25 protein-coding genes are annotated in these 22,425 nt (G+C 61.2%); 11 read left to right on the top strand and 14 right to left on the bottom strand.

The annotated features are described in order from the left end of the window. The first annotated feature begins 201 nt into the window (after positions 1-201). Entirely contained in the window at positions 202-978 is a 777-nt protein-coding gene (djlA, locus tag ACYPYQ_RS10930; protein WP_459723872.1) for a co-chaperone DjlA, read from the top strand. 54 nt (positions 979-1,032) lie between these two features. On the opposite strand, the gene ACYPYQ_RS10925 is transcribed toward djlA, so the two are convergent. The 9 genes from ACYPYQ_RS10925 to ACYPYQ_RS10885 form a co-directional block, all read right to left on the bottom strand. After that, on the bottom strand, positions 1,033-1,425 hold the full coding sequence (locus tag ACYPYQ_RS10925; protein WP_459723871.1) for a hypothetical protein: 393 nt from the start codon (positions 1,423-1,425) through the stop codon (positions 1,033-1,035). 90 nt (positions 1,426-1,515) lie between these two features. Further along, the gene (locus tag ACYPYQ_RS10920; RefSeq protein ID WP_459723870.1) at positions 1,516-2,313 is read right to left on the bottom strand and encodes a tetratricopeptide repeat protein; all 798 of its coding nucleotides are present in this window, start codon (positions 2,311-2,313) and stop codon (positions 1,516-1,518) included. Between the two features lie 152 nt (positions 2,314-2,465). Next, positions 2,466-3,251 carry a peptidylprolyl isomerase gene (locus ACYPYQ_RS10915; RefSeq protein ID WP_459723869.1) on the bottom strand — a complete coding sequence of 262 codons (786 nt, stop codon included), beginning with the start codon at positions 3,249-3,251 and terminating at the stop codon, positions 2,466-2,468. A gap of 79 nt (positions 3,252-3,330) precedes the next feature. Then, positions 3,331-3,633, bottom strand: a complete 303-nt coding sequence (locus ACYPYQ_RS10910) for a YciI family protein (protein ID WP_459723868.1) — start codon at positions 3,631-3,633, stop codon at positions 3,331-3,333. Between the two features lies 1 nt (position 3,634). After that, entirely contained in the window at positions 3,635-4,177 is a 543-nt protein-coding gene (locus tag ACYPYQ_RS10905; protein WP_459723867.1) for a septation protein A, read from the bottom strand. Continuing rightward, positions 4,174-4,566, bottom strand: a complete 393-nt coding sequence (gene msrB / locus ACYPYQ_RS10900) for a peptide-methionine (R)-S-oxide reductase MsrB (protein WP_459723866.1) — start codon at positions 4,564-4,566, stop codon at positions 4,174-4,176. The genes ACYPYQ_RS10905 and msrB overlap by 4 nt, the downstream gene beginning before the upstream one ends. Next, entirely contained in the window at positions 4,563-5,177 is a 615-nt protein-coding gene (locus ACYPYQ_RS10895; RefSeq protein WP_459723865.1) for a glutathione S-transferase N-terminal domain-containing protein, read from the bottom strand. The genes msrB and ACYPYQ_RS10895 overlap by 4 nt, the downstream gene beginning before the upstream one ends. Further along, complete coding sequence (locus tag ACYPYQ_RS10890) at positions 5,174-6,586, bottom strand: PhoH family protein (RefSeq protein WP_459723864.1); 1,413 nt, start codon at positions 6,584-6,586, stop codon at positions 5,174-5,176. The genes ACYPYQ_RS10895 and ACYPYQ_RS10890 overlap by 4 nt, the downstream gene beginning before the upstream one ends. A gap of 8 nt (positions 6,587-6,594) precedes the next feature. Further along, a complete protein-coding gene (locus ACYPYQ_RS10885; protein WP_459723863.1) occupies positions 6,595-7,050 on the bottom strand; it encodes a peroxiredoxin in 456 nt (151 codons plus the stop codon). Between the two features lie 116 nt (positions 7,051-7,166). Here ACYPYQ_RS10885 and tadA point away from each other — a divergent pair, with 116 nt between their 5' ends. From tadA to ACYPYQ_RS10870, 3 genes are read left to right on the top strand one after another with little or no spacing between them, the layout of a single operon-like run. Continuing rightward, positions 7,167-7,631 carry a tRNA adenosine(34) deaminase TadA gene (gene tadA / locus ACYPYQ_RS10880; protein ID WP_459723862.1) on the top strand — a complete coding sequence of 155 codons (465 nt, stop codon included), beginning with the start codon at positions 7,167-7,169 and terminating at the stop codon, positions 7,629-7,631. Beyond that, the gene (locus ACYPYQ_RS10875; RefSeq protein WP_459723861.1) at positions 7,628-8,107 is read left to right on the top strand and encodes a L,D-transpeptidase family protein; all 480 of its coding nucleotides are present in this window, start codon (positions 7,628-7,630) and stop codon (positions 8,105-8,107) included. The genes tadA and ACYPYQ_RS10875 overlap by 4 nt, the downstream gene beginning before the upstream one ends. 16 nt (positions 8,108-8,123) lie before the next feature. Then, positions 8,124-8,561 carry a GNAT family N-acetyltransferase gene (locus tag ACYPYQ_RS10870; RefSeq protein ID WP_459723860.1) on the top strand — a complete coding sequence of 146 codons (438 nt, stop codon included), beginning with the start codon at positions 8,124-8,126 and terminating at the stop codon, positions 8,559-8,561. Positions 8,562-8,564: 3 nt separating this feature from the next. Here ACYPYQ_RS10870 and ACYPYQ_RS10865 read toward each other — a convergent pair whose 3' ends face one another. Then, complete coding sequence (locus tag ACYPYQ_RS10865) at positions 8,565-9,233, bottom strand: energy-coupling factor ABC transporter permease (protein WP_459723859.1); 669 nt, start codon at positions 9,231-9,233, stop codon at positions 8,565-8,567. Further along, on the bottom strand, positions 9,230-10,261 hold the full coding sequence (gene ygfZ, locus ACYPYQ_RS10860; RefSeq protein ID WP_459723858.1) for a CAF17-like 4Fe-4S cluster assembly/insertion protein YgfZ: 1,032 nt from the start codon (positions 10,259-10,261) through the stop codon (positions 9,230-9,232). Before ygfZ ends, ACYPYQ_RS10865 begins: the two co-directional genes overlap by 4 nt. 70 nt (positions 10,262-10,331) lie before the next feature. On the opposite strand from ygfZ, the gene ACYPYQ_RS10855 reads away from it, so the two are divergent. Further along, positions 10,332-12,452 (top strand): ABC transporter substrate-binding protein, encoded by a 2,121-nt coding sequence (locus ACYPYQ_RS10855; RefSeq protein WP_459723857.1) that lies wholly within the window; start codon positions 10,332-10,334, stop codon positions 12,450-12,452. A 27-nt stretch (positions 12,453-12,479) separates the two neighbouring features. Here the strand turns inward: ACYPYQ_RS10855 and ACYPYQ_RS10850 are convergent, their stop codons facing one another. After that, positions 12,480-13,124, bottom strand: coding sequence for a DsbA family oxidoreductase (locus ACYPYQ_RS10850; RefSeq protein WP_459723856.1), 645 nt, complete (start codon positions 13,122-13,124; stop codon positions 12,480-12,482). Positions 13,125-13,216: 92 nt separating this feature from the next. On the opposite strand from ACYPYQ_RS10850, the gene ACYPYQ_RS10845 reads away from it, so the two are divergent. The 6 genes from ACYPYQ_RS10845 to ACYPYQ_RS10820 all read left to right on the top strand — a co-directional run bounded on the left by ACYPYQ_RS10845 (position 13,217) and on the right by ACYPYQ_RS10820 (position 18,679). Continuing rightward, a complete protein-coding gene (locus ACYPYQ_RS10845; protein WP_459723855.1) occupies positions 13,217-14,194 on the top strand; it encodes an ABC transporter permease in 978 nt (325 codons plus the stop codon). Beyond that, positions 14,191-15,543 (top strand): ABC transporter permease, encoded by a 1,353-nt coding sequence (locus tag ACYPYQ_RS10840; RefSeq protein WP_459723854.1) that lies wholly within the window; start codon positions 14,191-14,193, stop codon positions 15,541-15,543. Before ACYPYQ_RS10845 ends, ACYPYQ_RS10840 begins: the two co-directional genes overlap by 4 nt. Beyond that, positions 15,540-17,546, top strand: a complete 2,007-nt coding sequence (locus ACYPYQ_RS10835; protein ID WP_459723853.1) for an ABC transporter ATP-binding protein — start codon at positions 15,540-15,542, stop codon at positions 17,544-17,546. Before ACYPYQ_RS10840 ends, ACYPYQ_RS10835 begins: the two co-directional genes overlap by 4 nt. Before the next feature lie 109 nt (positions 17,547-17,655). Beyond that, the gene (locus ACYPYQ_RS10830) at positions 17,656-17,985 is read left to right on the top strand and encodes an ElaB/YgaM/YqjD family protein (protein ID WP_459723852.1); all 330 of its coding nucleotides are present in this window, start codon (positions 17,656-17,658) and stop codon (positions 17,983-17,985) included. Positions 17,986-17,988: 3 nt separating this feature from the next. Further along, positions 17,989-18,369, top strand: coding sequence for a phage holin family protein (locus ACYPYQ_RS10825; RefSeq protein WP_459723851.1), 381 nt, complete (start codon positions 17,989-17,991; stop codon positions 18,367-18,369). Beyond that, positions 18,362-18,679: a YqjK family protein gene (locus ACYPYQ_RS10820; RefSeq protein WP_459723850.1), complete on the top strand. Its 318-nt coding sequence runs from the start codon at positions 18,362-18,364 to the stop codon at positions 18,677-18,679. The genes ACYPYQ_RS10825 and ACYPYQ_RS10820 overlap by 8 nt, the downstream gene beginning before the upstream one ends. On the opposite strand, the gene ACYPYQ_RS10815 is transcribed toward ACYPYQ_RS10820, so the two are convergent. Both ACYPYQ_RS10815 and acs read right to left on the bottom strand, forming a co-directional pair. After that, positions 18,667-20,055 carry a transglycosylase SLT domain-containing protein gene (locus ACYPYQ_RS10815; RefSeq protein WP_459723849.1) on the bottom strand — a complete coding sequence of 463 codons (1,389 nt, stop codon included), beginning with the start codon at positions 20,053-20,055 and terminating at the stop codon, positions 18,667-18,669. The two genes, ACYPYQ_RS10820 and ACYPYQ_RS10815, sit on opposite strands and share 13 nt — an antisense overlap. A gap of 398 nt (positions 20,056-20,453) precedes the next feature. Beyond that, a complete protein-coding gene (acs, locus tag ACYPYQ_RS10810; protein ID WP_459723848.1) occupies positions 20,454-22,421 on the bottom strand; it encodes an acetate--CoA ligase in 1,968 nt (655 codons plus the stop codon). Positions 22,422-22,425 lie beyond the last annotated feature (4 nt).

Genomic DNA, 22,425 nt, shown 5'->3' with positions numbered 1-22,425 from the left:
GAATCTGCAAGTCGGGCAAGACTCTATGGCCATGCGGGGTATGTGTCAATGACCCTTCCGAGGGGGGTGCCATTGCGCCGGATGGCTACGGCCGATTGCGCCCGATCGTGCAGCCAGCGCGGTCTCGGCACCGAGGGCAGGCGATCGCCGGATCGGTATAATAGGCGCAGTCCCTTTGTTCAATATGTGCCTGGAGTCGTCGTGTTCAAGCTTATCGGTATCGCTGTCGGTTATTTCTTCTTTGGCTGGATGGGCGCTTTCTTCGGCCTTATCCTGGGGGCGGTCATCGACCGCATCCGTGCCTTCGGTCAGGGCGCGTTCAATCCCCTGCATGCCGCGCTGCGGCAGACGGTGTTCCTGGAGACGGTGTTCATCGCCATGGGCAAGCTGGCCAAGGCGGATGGGCGCGTGTCGGAGGCCGAGATCGCGCATGCCGAGGTGTTGATGCAGAAGCTGGGTATGACGCCGGAGCATCGCCAGCAGGCCATCGCGCTGTTCAAGCAGGGCGCGTCTGGTGACGGCGATATGTATGAGACTTGCCGGAAATTCATGTCGGTGTGCGGCCATACCCATCATCTGAAAGAGATGCTGCTGGTCTATCTGATCGTGATGGCGATGGCGGACGGCGAGTATCACCCGGAAGAAGAGAAGCTGTTGACCCAGATCGCCGGGCATCTCGGCTATGGCCCGGAAGCGTTCAAGCGTTTGCTGGATATGGTGGTGAACCAGACGCACTTCGCGGGCGGGGCGCAGGCGAACAGCGAGACCGCGCTCGAAGATGCCTACAAGGCTTTGGGCGTGAGCAAGGAGAGCAGCGACGCCGAAGTGAAGCGCGCTTACCGCAAGCTGATGAGCAAATATCACCCCGACAAGCTGATGGGGCAGGGCTTGCCGGAAGACATGATCAAGGTGGCGACCGAGCAGGCCAAGGACATCCAGCTGGCCTACGATCTGGTGAGCAAACAACGCGGGATGTGAAGGACATGGCAGAACGCCGCACGGCGCATTCAGCGCTGTGCGGCGTTCTTGTTTTCAGGCGGTCGTATTGACGACGGTGCCGACGTTGGCGGTGGAAACCGTGGCAGTCGAGTTCGGTGCGGTATAGGTGTCAGCCTTGACGGCGACGATCTGATCCGGCAACCGGTCATAGGACGTCTGCAGGTTCGTCTGCGCTGTCTCGATGTTCGTGGCCGCTCTGACGTTGATACTGAGACGGCTGGCTTCCGAGCGCGCCTGTCCGGCCTGAATCTCCAGTTCGCGCGCATTCTGCTGGGCTCGCGCCGCATCCTGCCGGGCTATACGCGCCTGACTTTGCAATGATTGAGCGTTTTGAGCGGCCTGGTCGGCGGTACGCTGCGCCTGCTGTTGCCGGAACTGTTGTACGTAGCCACCGGTGCTCAGGGATAGAGAAGATGCGGTAGGCATGGCATTACTCCCCAACTGATTCCATGACAGAAAGCATACGCTTCATGCGGGAGATGTTCAACAGTCCGATCCAGAGCGGGGGCGGAGACTTCAGTAGCCGAACAGCGGCTCCTTGGCTTCCTTGGCACGATACATCTCTTTCAGGCGGGCCTTGGCTCCCTCATGCCCTTGCTCGGCTGCCTTGCGGTACCACTCGACTGCCTGTTTGGGACTTTTCTCCACGCCCAGCCCATTTCGATACAGTCCACCCAGCTGGAATTGCGCTTCCGCGTTGTTCAATGCGGCAGACTTGGCGAACCAGTTGAAGGCGATGCGGAAGTCCGGTGCAAAGGCCAAGCCGTCGCTATACATGATGCCGAGGGCCATATAGGCATCCGGATAGTCGCGGTCTGCTGCCTGTTGCAGCCAGTTCAGCGCCTCGCTGTCGTTCTGGCGCACGCCGATGCCCTTGGCGTAGCTGGTACCCAGACGGAACATCGCCCATGCATCGCCTTTGTTGGACAAGTGACGGTAGAGGTCGATCTTCTGCGGGCATACCGTCTTCTCAAAGCGCACGAGGCGGTCGGCGTAGGCCTCATCGACCTGTTTGGCGATGCGCGAATATTTTTCACGCCAATCACCGCGGCGGTACTTGTCCAGCTGCATCAAGGCGGTGTTGAAGTTGCTGCACATGCGCGACATGTCGCCGCGCTGCTCCAGTTTGATGCCTTCGTCGAAGCGGTCCGCTGCCTCTTCAATGGCCTTGTTGGCGCATTTCGATTCTCGGTAATGCATGATGCTGGTGTCGGCGACATCGGTTTCACTCGGGTCGCAAGAGGATGCGATGGCGACGCTGTTGCAAAGCATCAAGACGGCGGCGAGGGCGAGTGAAGATGGGCTTCGAGTCATGTGCGCATTCCCTGTTGTGGATGATTTGCCCCAACTTTAGGGCGAGTGCGTCGGGACTGTCAATGTCGAATCGGACGATGGGCAGCGACGGGCAGGACGGAAAATAAAAAGGACATCACGCGGATGTCCTTTTATCGGGCGGCAGGGAATGTCTATTCGATGCGTGCCTTGCTGCGCAGATCGGCGATGGCTTTCTGCACGGCTTCCTGCTTGCGGCGCTGCTCAAGACGCGGCTTCATCTCTTCGAAGGTGGGCACCTTCAGTTCGCGGGTGTCTTCGAGCTTGATGATGTGCCAGCCGTACTGGGTTTGCACCGGTGCGCTGATCTCGCCTTTCTTCAGTTTGAGGATGGCCTCGCCGAAAGGCTGCACGAAGTTGCCCGGCACGGTGAATCCCAGGTCACCGCCTTTGTCCTTGGAACCGGGATCGTTCGACTTCTGTTTGGCGACCTTGGCGAAGGATTCCTTCTTCACGCGCTTGGCGATTGCCTTGGCTTCGTCTTCGGTCGCGACGAGGATGTGCGACACCTTGTATTCCTTGTCACCCACACGCGATTTCATGCTCTCGTAATCCTGCTTCAGCACGGCTTCGTCGATGGGGTTCTTGCTCACGAAATCCTGCACCAGGGCACCGGCGAGCACGGACTGGCGGGCCAGCTCCAGTTGCTGTGCGGTGTCGCCCTGTTTCTGCAGCCCCTGTTTCTCGGCAGCCTGGGACAGCACTTCAAGATTGATCAGGTCTTCGCGGATGGCTTTGCGCAATTCTTCTGAATCAGGCTGGCCACCCTGTGTCGCCGCGACGTTGACGCGCAGGTCGACGCGAGACTGCGGGATCGCCACACCGTTCACCAGCGCGACGGGTTTGTCGGCATCGGCGGCTTGCGCAGCGGGGGCGAGCAGCAGCGCAGAGAGCAGGGCGAATCGGGAGAAATTCAGCATGTTTCTTTCCTTTGAGCGTTGATTGACAGGTTGGGGCTAATAGTCCGGCGCGGAATATAGCACAGGGCGCAATGGGTGTTCAGCGCGGGAAGACCTGCTTGAAGGGACGCACTTCGACCTGTGCATAGACCCCCGCCGCCACGTAAGGATCGGCGGCGGCCCAGTCCCTGGCAGCCTGCAGGCTATCGAACTCGGCGACGATCAGGCTGCCGCTGAAACCGGCCGCGCCCGGATCGATCGCATCCACGGCGGGGAACGGACCAGCCAGCAGCAGGCGGCCCTCTGACTGCAGTACCTCCAGACGTTCCAGATGCGCCGAACGCGCGCTTTGACGTAGCGGCAGACTGTTCTCGACGTCTTGCCCGAAGATGGCATACAGCATGTCAGGACTCCTTGTGATCTTCTTCCACGTATTTGGCCAGCATCGCCGCCTGCACGAGGATGAACACCAGCATGATGCCGGTGGCACCGAACAGTTTGAAATTCACCCATACGTCGGTGCTGAAATTGAATGCGACGTACAGGTTGATGAGGCCCAGCAAAGCGAAGAAAGCGCTCCAGGCCAGGTTGAGGCGATGCCAGATGGGATCGGGCAGGGACATCTTCTCGTGCAGCAGCGCGCGCATCAGGTTCTTCTTCAGGAAGATGGAAGAGAACAGCAACGTCGCGGTGAAGAACCAGTACAGGATGGTCGGCTTCCACTTGATGAAGGTCTCGTCGTGCAACAACAGGGTGGCACCACCGAACACGGTGATGATGCCCAGGCTCACCCACAGCATGGTGTCGACTTTGCCGTGGTGGTATTTCACCCACGCGACCTGCACGAAGGTGGCAGCGATGGCGGCCGCCGTGGCGGCGAACACGCCTGCCACCTTGAACACGACGAAGAACAGGATGACGGGGAACAGGTCGAAAAGCAGTTTCATGTGCGGTCCAATGCCAGCGAGGCGGAGTTGAGGCAGTAACGCAGTCCGGTCGGCTCCGGGCCGTCTTCGAACACGTGTCCCAGATGCGAGCCGCAGTTGGCACAGACGACTTCGATGCGGCCCATGCCGAGCGGGTCTTCGTCGCTGTACTCGACGGCTTCCTCTTCAACGGGTTGCCAGAAGCTGGGCCAGCCGGTGCCGGATTCGTATTTGGTCTCGGAATCGAACAGCGGCGCGCCGCAGCACACACAGCGATAGATGCCGATGTCGTGGCAGTCCCAGTATTCGCCGGTGAAAGCAGGCTCTGTGCCGCCCTTGCGACAGATCTCGTATTGTTCCGGCGTGAGTTGCTCGCGCCATTCCTCTTCTGTTTTATCGATGTCGTTCATTTGTTGTCTGCCAATGATAGTTGCACGCAGGGTCGGGCGCACATGCGCTCGAACCATGCGGCAAGGTCGGGGTGAGTGCCGCGCCAGTCACGCTCGGGCTGGCGCAGGTCGAGATAGGCCAGTGCGCTCACCAGTGCCAGATCAGCCAGCGAGAGGGCATCGCCTTCGCACCAGTCGTGCGTGCCGAGCTGTGCGGCGATATGTTGCAGGGCATGGGTGATGGCATCGTTATGAAGCGCCAGTGTCGCAGCCAACTGCATCTCAGCCCGGCGCAGCACTTCGTTGCGCACCACGATGGCGGAATCCATGATGCCGTCGGCCAGTGCCTCCCAGCGCCGTACCCGCATGCGTGCCAGCGCATCGCCGCGCGGGATGAGGATGGGCGTGTCGTTCAGCGTGTCGGCATATTCGCAGATCACCACCGAGTCGAAGATGCATTCGCCATCGTCGAGGATCAAAGCCGGGATGCGCCCCAGCGGATTGACGCGATACGCCTCGCTGTTCGGGTCGCTGGGCGGATCGACCACGTATTCGTGTGGCAGATCCTTCTCCAGCAGCACCAGACGTGCCTTGCGCACGTAGGGACTGGTGTTGGAGCCGATCAGTTTCACAGCACCTCGCCGGCGTGATCCGCCAGACGCGAACGCTCACCGCGCTGCAGCGTGACGTGGCCGCTATGCGCCCAACCCTTGAAACGGTCCACCACATAGGTCAGGCCGGAACTGCCTTCGGTCAGGTAGGGCGTGTCGATCTGCGCGATGTTGCCCATGCACACCACCTTGGTGCCGGGGCCGGCGCGCGTGATCAACGTCTTCATCTGCTTGGGCGTCAGGTTCTGCGCCTCGTCGATGATGAGGAACTTGTTGAGGAAGGTGCGGCCGCGCATGAAGTTGAGAGACTTGATCTTGATGCGTGAGCGGATCAGGTCGCGCGTGGCAGCGCGGCCCCATTCGCCGCCTTCGTCGCTGGACTGGTTGAGCACGTCCAGGTTGTCGTCCAGTGCGCCCATCCACGGCGACATCTTCTCTTCCTCGGTGCCGGGCAGGAAGCCGATGTCCTCGCCCACCGACACGGTGACGCGGGTCATGATGATCTCGGAGTAGATCTTCTGTTCCAGCACCTGCATCAGACCGGCCGCCAGGGTGAGCAGCGTCTTGCCGGTACCGGCCTGGCCGAGCAGCGTGACGAAGTCGATCTCGGGATTCATCAGCAGGTTCAACACGAAGTTCTGCTCGCGGTTGCGCGCGGTGATGCCCCAGATCGCGTTCTTGCTGTGCGTGTAATCGGTCAGCGTGAGCAGGGTGGCGGTGTCGTCCTGCTGTGCGGCGACCACGGCATAGAACGGTTTTTCCGCATTGTCCTGATACACGAACTCGTTCACCAGCAGATCGCGGCACAGCGGGCCCTTGATGGTGTAGAAGGTCTGGCTGGCCTGTGTGCCGGACTTCATGTCCTTGCCGTGCGTCTCCCAGAAATCGGCAGGCAGTTCGCGCGTGCCTGCATACAGCAGGTCGGTGTCTTCCAGCACCTTGTCGTTGAAATAATCCTGTGCCGACAAACCCAGCGCCCGCGCCTTGATGCGCATGTTGATGTCTTTCGACACCAGCGTGACCTGACGCTGCGCATGTTGTTTGTGCATGTGCGCCACCACCGCCAGGATGGCGTTGTCGGCCTTGCCGTTGGCGAGGTTCTCCGGCAACTCATGGGTGATGAACTCGGTCTGCAGGTAGAGGCGACCGGTGGCGTTCTTGTTGCCCAGCGCATCCAGCGGCACACCCTGATCGATGCTGTCTTCGGATTCGCTGACCAGATTGTCCAGGAAGCGGCTGGCCTGGCGCGCGTTGCGTGCGACCTCGGTCATGCCCTTCTTGTTGTTGTCCAATTCTTCCAGCACGAACATCGGCAGGTAGACATCGTGTTCCTCGAAACGGAACAGGCTGGTGGGGTCGTGCATCAGCACGTTGGTGTCCAGCACGAAAAGTTTGGTGGTCTTGTCCGACGAGGTTTTACGGGCGTTCATGGTTTTCCTTATAGAGATCGGACGAAATCGAGGACTTCCTGTGCATGGCCATCGGCCTTCAGGCCGCGCCATTCCTTGCGGATGATGCCCTGGTCATCGAGCACGAAGGTGCTGCGCTCGATGCCGCGTACGTCTTTCCCGTACAGCTTCTTCTGCTTGATCACGCCGAAGATATTGCATGCGACCTCTCCGCTGTCGGACAACAACTCGAAGGGAAGTGTGAACTTGGCCTTGAAGTTCTCGTGCGACTTGATGCTGTCGCGCGACACGCCGACGATCTCGCAACCGGCTTTCTTGTATTCGGCATACAGGTCGCGGAACTGTTGTGCTTCGGTGGTGCACCCTGGCGTGTTGTCCTTGGGGTAGAAATAGATGACCAGAGACTTGCTGCGGATGGGATGTAGCTTGAAATCGGTGCCGCCGGTGGCGGGCAGGGTGAAATCGGTGACTGGCTGGTTTTGCATTCAATACTCCGTTGGATGGCCTGCATTGTTGTCAAAACGGCGGCATATGGCAAGCACACACAAGCAACTTTATCTGTGCTACGTTGCTGGCCCGTACAAATCGCACTAAGCACAGGATGCAGGACGAAGATTACATGCGCGAGGCCTTGCGTCTGGCGGCACAGGCAGCAGAAGCGGGCGAGGTGCCGGTGGGCGCGGTGGTGGTGAAGGACGGCCGCATCGTCGGGCGCGGATTCAATTCCCCCATCTCGCGCCACGACCCGACCGCGCACGCCGAGATCGCTGCGATGCGCGATGCGGCAATGCATATCGGGAACTACCGGCTGGTCGGTTGCGAGCTGTTCGTCTCGCTCGAACCTTGCCTGATGTGCGTCGGCGCGCTGTTCCATGCCCGCATCGCGCGCGTGGTGTACGGCGCGAAGGAACCCAAGACCGGCGCGGCCGGCAGCGTGTTCAACCTGTTCACCGAACCGAGATTGAACCACCATGCACGGATCGAAGGCGGCGTGCTGGCGGAGGAGTGCGGCAAGGTGCTGAGCGATTTCTTCGCCATGCGGCGCGCACAACAGAAGTCACAATGAAGATACAAATCCACATTCCAGGCCAGACATTGCAACTGCTCGATGATAGCGGAGGGGCGTTGCGAAACTACCTGGTCTCGACCGGCGCACAGGGCGCCGGCGAGGAGAACGGCAGCTTCTGTACGCCGCGCGGTCGGCACATCATCCGTGCCAAGATCGGTGAGGGGCAGCCGGTCGATACCGTATTCGTGCGTCGCCGCCCGACCGGCGAGATCTATACGCCGGCACTCGGTGCGTCGCATCCGGGTCGTGACTGGATCCTGACGCGGATCCTCTGGCTTTCCGGTATGGAGCACGGTTACAACCGTGGCGGCAGTTGCGATACCATGCGTCGCTACATCTATATCCACGGTACGCCTGACGAGGTCGAAATGGGGAAGCCGGGTTCGCATGGCTGCATCCGCATGCGCAACACCGATCTGCTGGATCTGTTCGGGCGCGTCGCAGCCGGAACACAAGTGGAGATCGTTGCATAACGGAACAGGAGGCGGGATGGGCAATCCTTTCACGGTCAGTCTGGTGTCCTGGCATGACGGTGGGCCTTTGCTGCGCGCGATACGCGAGACGGTGTTCATCCGCGAGCAGGGTGTGCCGGAAGAACTGGAATGGGACGAGCATGACGAGAGTTGCCGCCATGCCCTGGCGTTGAGTCTTTCCGGGGAGGCGGTCGGATGTGGGCGCATCCTGCCGAACGGCCATATCGGCCGTATCGCGGTGATACAGCCGTGGCGCAAACAGAAGGTTGGCACCGCCATCATGGAAGCCTTGCTGGACGAGGCGCGAGCGCGCAAATACCGGTTCGTGGATGTCGATGCGCAGGTGCACGCTGTGCCGTTCTACCAGCGCTTCGGTTTTTCCGCAGAGGGAGAGCAATTCATGGATGCGGGGCTGCCGCACATCAAGATGACGCTGGAACTCAAACCGCGATAAGTATCATTTCCCGTCCAGATATTCCGCATCGCTGAAGCTCTTCACCGCTTCCGGCTGGAACACGGTGAAGGCGGTGATCAGCATGCCGGTCATGAAAGCTTCGGTCAGCACGATGATGGGTGCGGCGACCAGATAGTGGCGTTGTACCTCGGCCCAGGAGTAGTGGCTGAGCAGCAGCAACAGGATGGTCGTCGTTGCCACGTTCAGCACGATGGCCAGACCTGCGCAGACGAATCCGTTCCATAACACATAGAAGAACAGGTTCTTGGGCAGGTTGCGCTGGCTGAAGCGCAACAGCCATTCAGTGAACAGCACCGGGATGGCGATCATCAGCAGACCGTTGATGCCGAGTGCGATCCAGTCTGTGTCGGCTCTGTAGAAAGAAGCCAGCATCACCAGAGTGAGCGTGGCGCTGGCGATCTGCCAGCCGAACATCAGCACGAACAAAGTGGCACCGAGGATGTGGAAATTGAAACCGGGACGGATGCCCGCATTGAACTGCCAGAACACGAACGCACCGATGACCAGACCGACCAGCGCGTTGGTCATGATCTGGTTGTCCAGCAAGTAGCGCCAGTCAGCGAACTTTAGCGCGCGATAGAGGAACCCGGCGAACAGCAGGTCGAACAGCCACAGCCAGTCAGAGGTGAACAGGGTGGCTGGCAGGTTCACGGCAGCGCGTAGGGGAGAGGCTCGAACTCAAGGCGCGGTCCGGTCAGTGCGCCGAGATGCACCGGGAAGGCATCCGCGCTTTCGGTTTGCACCACCGCCAACAGTTCGAAACCGCCATGTGCCGCTTGTGCCGCGTTCACCACTTCGCCGCAGGGCTGGGTCGGGTCGGCAGCGCTGAACACCTTGTCGCCGGGTAGCGGCGCGCTATCTGTCATCACGCGTGCCAGATACATGCGGCGCTTCGCCTTGCCGAGATAGTGCATGCGTGCCACGACCTCCTGTCCCGGATAACAGCCCTTCTTGAAATTGATGCCACCTATGAGTTCGAAGTTCACCATCTGCGGCACGAAGGCTTCCTGCGTCTGTGGCAGGATGAACGGCACGCCGGCACGGATGTCCAGCCAGTCCCAGCAGGGCGAACCGGCGGGCGCGGCAACGGCGCTCAACGTTTGCCATATCTCGCCGGCGCGTGAGGAAGAGGTGACGATCTGCACTCGTTGAGCATCTCGACGGATCAGGATCGTATCGTCGGCTTGTACGGCGGTCATGCTGTCGCTCGGCAGCGCTGCATAAACGCCATGCAGGGTTGCCAGCGCCTTGTCGCCGCTTACCCCGATGCACACACGTTCGTCGCTGATGTCGCTGATCTTCACTTTGGAACGCAACACATACATGGACAGTTTCTTGCGCATCGCCTCGCACAGTCCGCGCGGCATCTGCAGCAGATAGTCATCGCCTTGCTTCCATACCAGCATGCTGGCCAGCATGCGGCCCTTGGCATTGTTGAAGCTGGACAGTTGCGCGCGGCCGCTATCTGTTTCGCGGATGTCGTTGGAGAGCAGGTTCTGCAGGAAGCTTTGTGCATCTTCGCCGCTCACCCGCAGCAGGCCGAACTGTGACAGATCGCACATGATGTCGCCCGTCTCGGCTGCGGCGCGTTCGGCGGCCGCATCACCGAAATCGTGCACCACGCCTTCGGTGATGGTCGCCTGCCTGGTTGCGAGATGGTTTTGCCAGTCTTGGTTCATGGTCGTGTCCAGTGGGATGTGTTGCGCAATGTTACCGTGAAGCCGTGCCTTTCGGCTAAACTCTCGCATCATGAAATCCCTGTTGCTGCTCCTGTCATTGCTGTTGCTCACCGCCTGTGATGGCGCGCTGTGGAACTCTCCCTACTCAAGTGATGACGATGGCAAGTCCATCCTTTACACCGCTTTCACGGAGCGTCCCAAGCATCTCGATCCGGCGCAGGCCTACAGCGAGAACGAATACGAATTCCTCGCGCACATCTACTCGCCGCCGCTGCAATACCATTACCTGAAACGCCCCTATCAGCTGGTGCCGCTGGCCGCCCGCGACATGCCGCGCGTGAGTTATTTCGATCAGAACCACAAGCCGTTGCCGCTGACCGCACCGGATGCGCGCATCGCCTACAGTGTGTACGAGATACGTATCAAACCCTATATGCGATATCAGCCGCACCCCGCGCTGGTGCCTGCCAATCTGTACCTGAAGGAGAGCGATCTGGCGGGGGTATACAGTCTGACCGACATCGCGGCGGTCGGCACGCGCACCGTCAGCGCCGAAGACTACGCCTACCAGATCAAACGCCTCGTCCATCCGCGCCTGCACACGCCCATCGCCGGAGTGATGATGGAGTACATCGTCGGACTCAAAGACTATGCGGAGTCATTGCAGGCTGCACACAAGGCGCAGCCCGACGCGTTCCTCGACCTGAATGCCTTCCCACTGTCCGGTGTGGAAGTGGTCAATGCAACGACCTACCGCATCACCATCAAAGGCAAATATCCGCAGTTCGCCTACTGGCTGGCGATGCCGTTCTTCTCGCCCATGCCGCAAGAGGCCGAACGTTTCTACGATCAACCCGGTATGAAAGCACGCAACCTCACGCTGGACTGGTGGCCCATCGGCAGCGGGCCGTATTACTTGTCCGAGAACGATCCGAACCGGCGCATGGTGCTCAGCAAGAATCCGTATTACGACAGCGAACGTTATCCGGTCGAAGGCGAGCCGGGCGATGCGGAAGCCGGATTGCTGCAGGATGCCGGCAAGCCTTTGCCGCTGATCGAGCAGATCGTGTATACGCTGGAAAAGGAGACCATCCCCTACTGGAACAAATTCCTGCAGGGCTATTACGACGCCTCCGGCATCAGCTCAGACAGTTTCGACCAGGCAGTGCAGGTCAGTGTCGGCGGCGAGGCCAATGTCAGCGACGCGATGCAGGCGCAAGGCATCTCGCTCAACACTGCAGTCTCCACTTCCACCATGTACACCGGCTTCAACTGGCTGGACCCGGTGGTGGGCGGCGATAGCGCTCGCGCCACCAAACTGCGCCGCGCCATCGCCATCGCGGTCGACTTCGAGGAATTCATCTCCATCTTCGCCAACGGTCGCGGCATCGCAGCGCAGTCGCCCATCCCGCCCGGCATATTCGGTTATCGCAACGGTTGCGACGGAATCAACCGTTATGTGTACGACTGCGTGAGCGGCGAAGCGAAGCGCAAACCCATCGCGGAGGCGCAGAAGCTGCTGGCGCAGGCCGGATATCCCGGCGGCGTGGATGCACAGACCGGGCAACCGCTGGTCATCCACCTCGATACCACCGCCAACGGCGTCGGCAACAAATCGCGGCTGGACTGGATACGCAAACAGTTCGACAAGATCGGCGTGCAACTGGACGTGCGCAGTACCGACTACAACCGCTTCCAGGACAAGGTCCGGCGCGGGGACACGCAGATGTTCTATTACGGCTGGAACGCCGACTATCCCGATCCAGAGAACTTCTTTTTCCTGCTGCACGGCCCGCAGGGCAAGGTGAAGTACAGCGGCGAGAACGCCAGCAACTACGACAGCCCAGAATACGATCGCCTGTTCGAGCGCATGAAGAACATGGAGAACGGCCCCGAGCGCCAGGCCATCATCGACCGCATGCTGGAGATCCTGCGTCGCGATTCACCCTGGCTGTGGGGCTTCCATCCCAAGAGCTACGTACTGCAGCACGGCTGGCTGCACAACATAAAACCCAACATCATGGCCAACAACCGGCTCAAGTACTGGCGCGTGGACCCGGTGCAGCGCGAGCGTATGCGCCACGAATGGAACCGCCCTGCCTATTGGCCGCTGGTGCTTGGCTCTGGCTTGCTGGTTTTGTTCGGATGGTGGATGCGGCGGGTGTTGCGCATGCGGGAGCAGGCGAACTGACCTGTTCTTCTGCCGTGGCAGGTGGGGTTAGTGCTGCGATGATTCTTCCCAGGCCTGTCGCAGCGTGTCAGCAAAGACTTCGACGGGCTGTGCGCCCGCGATGATGATGCTTTCATCGATGACGAAGCAGGGGACGCCGGTGATGCCGAAATCCGAGGCGCGTGCTTCGTCCGCACGCACATCGTTTGCATAAGCATCGCTTTCCAGAACGGCCATCGCTTCATGCTCCGGTATGCCGAACTCGGGCGCGAGTCGGACCAGCGCCTGGATATCGCCGACCGGCAGGGACTCCGAGAAGTAGCCGCGCATCATTCGTTCCGAAGCGACATCGTCCAGCTGGCGCGAGGCAGCGTAGTGCAGCAGGCGGTGGGCATCGAAGGTGTTGCCGGGGCGGGCGTTCTCCAGATGGTAATCCAGGCCGACTTCTTTGGCGGCTTCGGTCACACGCGCGTTCATGGCTTCGGCTTCCTGCAGGGTGACGCTGTACTTTGCTGCCAGCATCTCGTTCAGCGTGCCGCTCGGATTGCGCGGTGCAGTGGGATCCAGTTCGAAACTGCGCCAGACCACTTGCACGTGCTCCCAGTGCGGGAACTTTGCGAGCGCCATCTCCAGCTTGCGCTTGCCGATGTAGCACCAGGGGCAGATGACGTCCGACCAGACTTCGATTTGCATGGCGTTCTCCTGAACGATGTGAGGGGCGGCTTCATTTTCTGCCCAGCCGGATGGTTTGGCAATCGGCTGTTCCCGTACAATAGCGGCCACCCATGATCGCTTATCTCGTCCGCCGCATCCTGTATGCCATCCCCATCCTGATCGGGGTGAACCTGCTCACCTTCGCGCTGTTCTTCGTGGTCAACACACCGGACGACATGGCGCGCATGCAGCTCGGCATCAAGCGCGTGACGCCGGAAGCGATCGACAGATGGAAACAGCAGCGTGGTTACGACAAGCCGCTGTTCCTCAACACGGGGACGGGAAGCGCGGGTACTTTCACCGACACCATCTTCTGGCAGAAGTCGGCGAGCATGTTCGTGTTCGACTTCGGCTATTCGGATGACGGGCGCAGCATCAGCCGCGAGATCGCTACGCGCATGGGGCCCAGCCTGGCCATCGCCTTGCCTACCTTCCTCATCGGTCTCGTGGTGTATGTCAGCTTTGCGCTGCTGATGACACTGTTCCGTGCCACTGCCCTGGATCTGGCAGGGGTGGCCCTGTGTGTACTCCTGATGTCCATCTCTGGATTGTTCTACATCATCGGTGGCCAGTTCCTGGTGAGCAAGCTGTGGCATCTGGTGCCGATCTCCGGCTATGCGGGTGGTGCGGACAGTTTAAAGTTCGTGGTGCTGCCTATCCTCATCGGTGTGGTCGGCGGCATCGGCTCCAGCAGCCGCTGGTATCGCACCATCTTCCTCGATGAGATCGGCAAGGACTATGTGCGCACCGCGCGTGCCAAGGGTCTGTCCGAGTTGCGCGTGTTGTTCACCCACGTGCTGAAGAACGCGCTGATCCCCATCCTCACCGGCGTGGTGGTGGTGATCCCATTGCTGTTCATGGGCAGCCTGCTGACCGAATCGTTCTTCGGCATCCCCGGCCTCGGCAGCTACACCATAGACGCGATCAACGCGCAGGATTTCAGCGTGGTGCGGGCGATGGTGTTCCTCGGCTCCGTGCTGTACATCGCGGGACTGATCCTGACGGATGTGTCCTACACGGTGGTCGACCCAAGGGTGAGGCTGAGATGAATTTCCTCCCCGTCATCCTGTGGAGCGATGCGCTGGTGTTCCTGTTGCTGGCTGTTATCGTCGCGGTGGCCGTCCATGTGCGTGAGCGTCCCCATCTGCGCCTGCCGTGGCAGCGAGTGGCGCGCAGCAGTGTGGCGATGGTATCCATGCTGGTGTTGTCGTGTTTCCTCGTCATCGGTCTGCTGGATACCTTGCACTATCGGGTCGCCTTGCCGCAGACGGACGCCGGAGAGAAGGTCTATTCGCCCGAGGTGCTGAGCGTGTTCGACAAGCTGGTCGAACCTTTGCGCGCGCATACTGAAAAGACCTATTCCGCGCCGTTCGCCCTGCATCTGTACGCCAAGGAGAGCTTGGAGGATGCACAGGGCCATGTCGTGCGCGACTACCCGCGCTTGCGATACGGCGGCGCGCATCTGGCCGATGTGTCGCAGCGCACCGCGGATGTGGCGAAGCGGGCTGCCGCAGGCACATTTGCCGGGGCCTTGGTCGGGTTGCTGCTGGCTTGGTCACTGCGGCGGCATCTGAAGCAACGTGCAGTGCAGGTGACGCTGGTCGCGCTGGCCGCACTCTGCGGTGCGTTGGTGAATCTCGCCACCGTCTACCATGTGCTCGGCACTGACAAGGTGGGGCAGGACGTGCTGTATCTGTCGCTGAAATCCATACGTACCGGACTCGTCATCGGCACATTGACCACGCTGGTGACGCTGCCGCTGGCCCTGTTCCTCGGTGTGGCGGCGGGCTATTTCAGGGGCTGGGTGGACGATGTCATCCAGTACGTCTACACCGTGCTCAGTTCCATCCCCAGCGTGCTGCTGATCGCGGCGGCGGTGCTGATCATGCAGGTCACCATCGATACGCATCCCGAATGGTTCGAGACATCGGCCGCGCGTGCCGACCTTCGGCTGGTCGCGCTCTGTCTTATCCTCGGCCTGACCAGTTGGACCGGTCTGTGCCGCCTGCTGCGCGGCGAGACGCTGAAACTGCGCGAGATGGAATACATCCAGGCGGCGCAAGCGTTCGGCGTGTCATCCATGCGCATCCTGTCGCGCCACATCATGCCCAACGTGATGCACATCATCCTCATCGCGCTGGTGATGGATTTCTCCGCGCTGGTACTGGCCGAGGCGGTGCTGTCCTACGTCGGCGTCGGCGTCGACCCGTCGATGATCTCGTTCGGCACCATGATCAACGCGGCGCGTCTGGAGATGGGGCGCGAACCGGTGGTGTGGTGGGCACTGGCGTCCGCTTTCGTGTTCATGCTGGTGCTGGTGCTGGCGGCCAACCTGTTCGCCGATGCTGTGCGCGATGCCTTCGATCCGCGCATGAACCGGACGGAAGGTGCAGCATGAAGAAGTTGCTCAAAGTCGATGGATTGCTGACGAGGCTGCAAGGCGGCGCGCCCATCGTGGATGGGGTCTCGTTCGATATCGCGGGCGGGGAGACTTTCGCGCTACTGGGTGAATCGGGCTGCGGCAAGTCCATGACGGCGCTATCGTTGATGCGGCTGCTGCCGGATGGCGTGGTGCATGCCGGCGGGGAGGCCAGGCTGGGTGAGGTGGCGCTGTTCGGTTTGCCGGAGCGCGAGATGCGCGACGTGCGCGGCGGACGCATGGCGATGATCTTCCAGGAACCGGGCTTGAGTCTGAATCCGGTGATGACGGTGGGCGCGCAGATCGCCGAGGTGCTTGCTTTGCACAAGGGGATGAGGGAGGAGGCGGCCCTTTCCCGCTGTGTCGGGCTGCTCGCGCAAGTCGGTATCCCGGATGCGGCCCGCCGCGTGCAGGAATATCCGTTCCAGATGTCGGGCGGCATGAAACAGCGGGTGATGATCGCGATGGCGCTGGCCGGCGAGCCAGAGTTGCTGATCGCCGATGAGCCGACCACCGCGCTGGATGTGACGATACAGGCACAGGTGCTGCAGCTGCTGCGCGAGACGCAGGAGAAGAGCGGTATGGCGATGCTGCTGATCACCCATGATCTGGGCGTTGTGGCCGAGAACGCGCACCGCGTCGGCGTGATGTATGCGGGACAGATCGTGGAACAGGCAACGCGCGAGCGATTGTTCGCCGCGCCCTTGCATCCCTACACACAGAAACTTTTCGCCGCACTGCCGGACGCGCGGCGCAGCGGCCAGCCGCTGAGTGCCATCCCCGGCAGCGTACCGCCGCTGGGCAGCAGCGTGCAGGGATGCCGTTTCGCACCGCGTTGCGATCGGGCGTGGGCGCTGTGCCACACGCAGTCCCCGGCATGGAAGGTGGTCGACGGGCAGGGGGTGCGCTGTCATCTGTATGCCGGTTCCGAGAGCCGAGTACCGGGCACTGATTCTCCCTCTCCTCCGTCCCCTCTCCCGCAAGCAGGAGAGGGGAACACGGTACCCGGCACTCTGCGCTCAACACTGTTGCAGGTCGAAGACCTGAAAGTTCATTTCCCTATCCGCAAGGGCATCCTGCAGCGCGTGGTAGGTCAGGTGAAAGCGGTGGATGCCGTGTCGCTGAGCATTCCTCAAGGCCGCACGCTGGCCCTGGTGGGCGAATCCGGTTGCGGCAAGACCACGTTGGGCAAGGCCTTGCTGGGATTGCATCCACCCACGGCGGGTAGCGTGTGTGTGGAGGGTGAGCCGCGCGGAGGGGATGACCGGCGGCGCGGCAGCATGCAGATGGTGTTCCAGGACCCGTATGCGTCGCTCAATCCCAAGATGCGCGTGGCGGAGATACTGGAAGAGGGTATGGCTGCGCTGCATATCGGCGACGATAGCGCCGCGCGCCAGGCGCAGATCGACGGGTTGCTGGACAAGGTCGGGCTGGCACGCGACAGCAAGTGGCGCTATCCGCACGAGTTCTCCGGGGGCCAGCGCCAGCGCATCGCCATCGCGCGCGCGCTGGCGGTATCGCCCGGACTGCTGATCTGCGACGAGCCGACCTCGGCGCTGGATGTGTCGGTGCAGGCGCAGATATTGAACCTGCTTAAATCCTTGCAGGAGGAGATGGGGCTCGGCTATCTGTTCATCACCCACAATCTGGCGGTGGTGGAATACCTCGCCCACGAGGTGTGTGTGATGTATCTGGGACGCATCGTCGAGCGCGGCCCGACGGCGGAAGTGATGCGCGCGCCCAAGCATCCCTATACGCAGGCACTGCTCTCCGCCGTGCCGCGCATCGATGGGGCAGGGAGGGAATATGTCAGGCTCCAGGGTGAGTTGCCTTCTCCCGCAGCCCCTCCTGCAGGCTGCCATTTTGCACCGCGATGTCCGCAGGTCATGCCGGTCTGCGCCAGAAGATTTCCCCCCATGACCTCTGCAGGCAGCACGTCGCATGACGTTTGCTGTCATCTGTATCCGGTCGTGCCGAATTGAATTGACAAGCGCGTGATGCAGGCATAAAAAGTAGCTGTGATGTCAGCGTTGCACGGAAGTGACTGACACCGGGTGTTGTCCTTATCCAATCTAACTTGAGGAGCGAATCATGAGCACGAAAGCAGTGAATTCAGCCTACGACGTCAGCAAGGAGAAATTGGCCAAAGACATGCGGGCAGTGGTGGCCGACGCCGAAGAGCTGTTGCGGGCGACAGCCGATCAGGCCGGCGAGAAGGCCGCGTCCTTGCGCGAGCGCGCGAAGGCTAATCTGGCGGTGGCCAAGGCCAGACTGGAAGAAGCCGAGCATGCCGTGGTGGAGCGCACGAAAGTCGCGGCAAAAGCGACAGACGAATATGTACATGAGAATCCGTGGCAGGCCGTCGGCATTGCGGCGGGAGTCGGTTTGCTGCTCGGGATGCTGATCGGCCGCAGCCGTTGACCCATGTCTGAGCCGGGCGGATTGTATGCCTCGTTAAAACGCTTGCTGGGCACGTCGCTCGGCATCGTTTCGACCCGGCTGGAGTTGCTTGCGAACGAATGGCAGGAGGAACGCATGCGCCTGGTGCGCATGCTGGTTCTGGCCTTGCTGGCGGTGTTCTTCGTGTGTATGGCGGCGGTGCTGGCTGCCATCTTCATCGTCGCTGCGTTCTGGCACGACCATCCCTTGCTGGCAATCTCCGTTCTGGCGCTTTCGTTCTTCGTGTTGTCTGGCGTTTGTGCCTTCGCGCTGCGCCGACTGTTGCAGCAGCCTCCGGTGTTGTTCTCGGCCAGTCTTGCCGAGCTGCGCAGGGACCGTTTCGAGCTGGAGACGCGTGATGAATAGGCGACTGCTCGAGATACGTTTGCGTAGGGCTGAATTGCGCGGGGAGATCGCTGACCAGCGTGCCCAACTCGCCGCGATCGGCGGGCGCTTGCAGGGGGGCTTCCATATCGCCGACACGGTGATGTCGGTGTTTCGTTTCTTGCGCGGGCAGCCGCTCCTATCCGGTGTCTTGGCCGCGCTGCTGGTCAGGCATCGCCAAAGGGTGTGGCGTGTACTGCGTACTTCCTTCGGGTTATGGAAGAGTCTGGGATGGGTCCGCAGTCTGGCGGACAGATGGTTTCCGTCAGCCGGGGAGACTCAGCGCCGGTAGCTGGTCGCCTGTGGTTTCGAACTACCGTGCTTTGCGGTTTTGCTCACCTTGACCGCCTTGCGCGCTACGGCTCTGCGTGAGCTACCCGGCATGATGGTGAATTTCTGTCCTACCCGCAAAAAGGTGCGTCCGTTGTTCATGGCGATCAGGCTGCGCTGGCTGATGCCGAACTTGCGCGCGATGCCCGAGATGGTGTCGCCTCTGCGTACCACATATCTGAATCCCGACATCTCCTGCACTGCCGTTGCATGCATGTTGAACGGCGTGAACTCGTACTCCGCTTCTTCCTTGGCAGTGACCAGCAGGGTCTGGCCGTTGCTCAATGTGGCGTAGCGGGACAGTCCGTTCGCTTGTCGCAGTTGATCCAGTGTCATGTCGAACTGTTCGGCGATGTCGGCGAAAGCCTCGCCCTTGTCGGATTCATAGGCCTGCCAGGTGACCAGACGCTGGTCGTTGTTCTTCAGATTGGCGCGGAACACCGCGACCTTATCCACCGGCAGCAGCAACACTTCGGCCTGGTCGTGCAGGATGACCGGGCGGTTATGGCCGGGGTTGAGCGCTAGGAACTCCTCCAGCGTCACTTCGGCCAGCTCTGCAGCAACCTTTACGTCCATCGGCTTGGAGGGCGTCACCGCCTCGAAATAGGGACGGTTGGGGATCGCCTGCAGGGTAAGTTTGTACCGGGCGGGATCGCTGACGATGTTCTTGACGGCGAGCAGCTTCGGCACGTAGTTCTGTGTCTCGCGCGGCATCCTCAGATGGGAATAGGTGGTCGGCTTGCCGCGTTTGCGGTTGGCGGCCTGCGCGCGGGCGACCGCGTTCTCGCCCCAGTTATAGGCAGCGAGGGCCAGTTCCCAGTCGCCGAACTGCTTGTGCAGTTTCTCCAGATAATCGAGCGCGCCGTTGGTCGCGCCGATGATGTCGCGGCGGCCGTCGTACCACCAGTTCTGTTCCATGCCGAAGTGTTTGCCGGTGGACGGGATGAACTGCCAGATGCCGGATGCGCTGGCGACGGAATTCGCGCCGGGATTGAACGCGCTCTCGATGATGGGCAGCAGCGCGATCTCGGTCGGCATGCCACGGCGCTCGACCTCTTCCACGATGTAGAACAGGTAGCGGCTGGCCCGTTCGCTCATGCGCAACACGTAATCCGGATGGCTGGCATACCACTTTTCGTGACGCTGGATCAGTTTGCTGTTCAACGGCTTCATGGCGAAACCGCTGCGGATGCGCTGCCATACGTCTTCATCGGGCAGGGCGGAGAGTTGCGGATAGTCCGCTTCCGGGGACACCACGAGTTCCTGCTCGATGTCCTCCAGGATGTATTCCGGAGCGACGATGAGTGCTTCACGGATCGGGGCAGGGGGCTGGATCAAGTCTTTCACCGGAGCAGGCTGGGCGGGACCGGTTCCGGCGACAAGCGCCAGTTGTACAGCGGGATCTTTGGCGGGGACCGTGTCTTCCGCGGCCTGGGCGCAGGAGAGGGGGATCAGCAGTAACGATAGGGACAGCTTGCTAAGTCGCACGCGCGGCTTTCTATGTGTTTTTGAAGTGCACCGATGGTAGCGGAGGGTAGGGGGTGCGTCAATTCGGTAAGGGTCGCGACACTCCATCCGACTGAACGGGAGGAAGATGGCCGGCAGTGCGCCGGCCATCTTTGTTATTACTTGATCACTTCCTTCAACTGCTCCAGGATGCCCGGGTTTTGGCTACGGCCACCGCTGCGCGGTTTAACTTGCTGTGCAAGTTAGCCTTCACCGAAACCCGGCCATGATTACTTGATCACTTCCTTCAACTGCTCCAGGATGCCCGGGTTTTCCAGTGTCGAGACGTCCTGTGTGATCTCTTCGCCTTTGGCGATGGCGCGCAACAGGCGACGCATGATCTTGCCGGAACGGGTCTTGGGCAAGTTCTCGCCGAAACGGATCTCGTCCGGTTTGGCGATGGGGCCGATCTCCTTGCCTACCCAGTTGCGCAGGTCTTCCACCAGTTTCTTGGCGGCGGCCGCATCGGCCGGACGCGCGCCCTTGAGCACCACGAAGGCCACCACGGATTCGCCTTTCACCTCGTGCGGTTTGCCGACCACGGCGGCTTCGGCCACCAGCGGATTGGCGACCAGTGCGGATTCGATCTCCATGGTGCCCAAGCGATGGCCGGAGACGTTCAGCACGTCGTCGATACGGCCCATGATCCAGAAGTAGCCGTCGGCGTCGCGGTGCGCGGAGTCGCCGGCCAGGTAGGCGCCCTTCATCTCTTCCGGGAAGTAGCTCTTCTTGTAGCGCTCGGGGTCGCCCCAGATGGTGCGGATCTGCGACGGGAAGGGCTTCTTGATGACCAGGAAGCCGCCGTGCTCGTCATGCACCTCGTCGCCGGCTTCGTTGACGATGGTGGCCATGATGCCGGGCAGCGGCAGGGTGCAGGTGCCGGGCTTGATCGGCATCGCGCCGGGCAGCGGGGCGATCATGTGGCAGCCGGTCTCGGTCTGCCACCAGGTGTCGACGATGGGGCAGCGGTTCTTGCCGACGGTCTCGTAGTACCACATCCAGGCTTCCGGGTTGATCGGCTCGCCCACGGTGCCGAGCAGGCGCAGGCTGGACAGGTCGTATTGCTTGGGCAGATCGCCGCCCAGCTTGATCAGCGAACGGATCGCGGTCGGTGCGGTGTAGAAGGTGGTGACCTTGTGGTCCTGGATCATCTTCCAGAAGCGTCCGGCGTCCGGATAGGTGGGGACGCCTTCAAAGATGACCTGGGTCGCGCCCATGGCCAACGGGCCGTAGGCGACGTAGCTGTGGCCGGTGATCCAGCCCACGTCGGCGGTGCACCAGAAGATGTCGGAATCCTTGTAGTCGAACACCCACTTGAGCGAAACCATAGCCCCAAGCAGGTAGCCGCCGGTGGAATGCTGCACCCCCTTCGGCTTTCCGGTGGAGCCGGAGGTGTAGAGCAGGAACAGAGGATGCTCGGCGCTCACCCATTCCGGTTCGCAGACCGAGGACTGGCTGTTGAACAGGTCGTGCCACCAGATTTCGCGATCCTCATCCAGATCGATGTCGGCACCGGTGCGGCGATAGACGATGACGGTGTGCACGCCTTCGCAACCACCCAGCGTCAGCGCTTCGTCCACGGCCGGCTTGAGCGGCATGGCCTTGCCACCGCGGAACTGGCCGTCGGAGGTGATGACGGCAACGGCTTTCGCGTCGGTGATGCGCTCGTGCAGGCTCTTGGAGGAGAAGCCGCCGAACACCACGGAGTGGATCGCCCCGATACGGGCGCAGGCCTGCATGGCGACCACGGCTTCCACGCTCATCGGCATGTAGATGATGACGCGGTCACCCTTCTTTATGCCGCGCGATTTGAGGCCGTTGGCGAACTGGCAGACGCGACCGTGCAACTCGCGGTAGCTGACGCGGGTGACCTTTCCATCGTCGGCTTCAAAGATGATGGCGGTCTTTTCCGGTTGCGTCTGCAGGTGCTTGTCCAGGCAGTTGTAGGAGACGTTCAGCTCGCCGTCCTCGAACCATTTGTAGAACGGGGCGTTGCTTTCATCCAGCGTCCTGGTGAATGGCTTGTGCCATTGCAGGGTGTCGCGTGCCAGCTTCGCCCAGAAGCCGGCATAGTCCTTCCCCGCCTCGGCGCACATCGCCTTGTAAGCATCCATGCCAGAGACGTTCGCCTGTTGGACGAAAGCCTCGGATGGCTTGAATACACGGTTCTCATGCAACACGGACTGGATGTTGGACATTGGT

This window comes from Sideroxyarcus sp. TK5, from assembly GCF_054601595.1.
Note: the sequence above shows the minus strand (reverse complement) of the source record. Positions and strands in the feature narration are given on the sequence as shown.

Bases quoted from the DNA above. Each gene is read 5' to 3' on its own strand.
- ACYPYQ_RS10925 (WP_459723871.1), bottom strand. From the start codon at position 1,425: ATGCCTACCGCATCTTCTCTATCCCTGAGCACCGGTGGCTACGTACAA.
- ACYPYQ_RS10920 (WP_459723870.1), bottom strand. From the start codon at position 2,313: ATGACTCGAAGCCCATCTTCACTCGCCCTCGCCGCCGTCTTGATGCTT.
- ACYPYQ_RS10915 (WP_459723869.1), bottom strand. From the start codon at position 3,251: ATGCTGAATTTCTCCCGATTCGCCCTGCTCTCTGCGCTGCTGCTCGCC.
- ACYPYQ_RS10910 (WP_459723868.1), bottom strand. From the start codon at position 3,633: ATGCTGTATGCCATCTTCGGGCAAGACGTCGAGAACAGTCTGCCGCTA.
- ACYPYQ_RS10905 (WP_459723867.1), bottom strand. From the start codon at position 4,177: ATGAAACTGCTTTTCGACCTGTTCCCCGTCATCCTGTTCTTCGTCGTG.
- msrB (WP_459723866.1), bottom strand. From the start codon at position 4,566: ATGAACGACATCGATAAAACAGAAGAGGAATGGCGCGAGCAACTCACG.
- ACYPYQ_RS10890 (WP_459723864.1), bottom strand. From the start codon at position 6,586: ATGAACGCCCGTAAAACCTCGTCGGACAAGACCACCAAACTTTTCGTG.
- ACYPYQ_RS10885 (WP_459723863.1), bottom strand. From the start codon at position 7,050: ATGCAAAACCAGCCAGTCACCGATTTCACCCTGCCCGCCACCGGCGGC.
- tadA (WP_459723862.1), top strand. From the start codon at position 7,167: ATGCAGGACGAAGATTACATGCGCGAGGCCTTGCGTCTGGCGGCACAG.
- ACYPYQ_RS10875 (WP_459723861.1), top strand. From the start codon at position 7,628: ATGAAGATACAAATCCACATTCCAGGCCAGACATTGCAACTGCTCGAT.
- ACYPYQ_RS10870 (WP_459723860.1), top strand. From the start codon at position 8,124: ATGGGCAATCCTTTCACGGTCAGTCTGGTGTCCTGGCATGACGGTGGG.
- ygfZ (WP_459723858.1), bottom strand. From the start codon at position 10,261: ATGAACCAAGACTGGCAAAACCATCTCGCAACCAGGCAGGCGACCATC.
- ACYPYQ_RS10855 (WP_459723857.1), top strand. From the start codon at position 10,332: ATGAAATCCCTGTTGCTGCTCCTGTCATTGCTGTTGCTCACCGCCTGT.
- ACYPYQ_RS10850 (WP_459723856.1), bottom strand. From the start codon at position 13,124: ATGCAAATCGAAGTCTGGTCGGACGTCATCTGCCCCTGGTGCTACATC.
- ACYPYQ_RS10845 (WP_459723855.1), top strand. From the start codon at position 13,217: ATGATCGCTTATCTCGTCCGCCGCATCCTGTATGCCATCCCCATCCTG.
- ACYPYQ_RS10840 (WP_459723854.1), top strand. From the start codon at position 14,191: ATGAATTTCCTCCCCGTCATCCTGTGGAGCGATGCGCTGGTGTTCCTG.
- ACYPYQ_RS10835 (WP_459723853.1), top strand. From the start codon at position 15,540: ATGAAGAAGTTGCTCAAAGTCGATGGATTGCTGACGAGGCTGCAAGGC.
- ACYPYQ_RS10830 (WP_459723852.1), top strand. From the start codon at position 17,656: ATGAGCACGAAAGCAGTGAATTCAGCCTACGACGTCAGCAAGGAGAAA.
- ACYPYQ_RS10825 (WP_459723851.1), top strand. From the start codon at position 17,989: ATGTCTGAGCCGGGCGGATTGTATGCCTCGTTAAAACGCTTGCTGGGC.
- ACYPYQ_RS10820 (WP_459723850.1), top strand. From the start codon at position 18,362: ATGAATAGGCGACTGCTCGAGATACGTTTGCGTAGGGCTGAATTGCGC.
- acs (WP_459723848.1), bottom strand. From the start codon at position 22,421: ATGTCCAACATCCAGTCCGTGTTGCATGAGAACCGTGTATTCAAGCCA.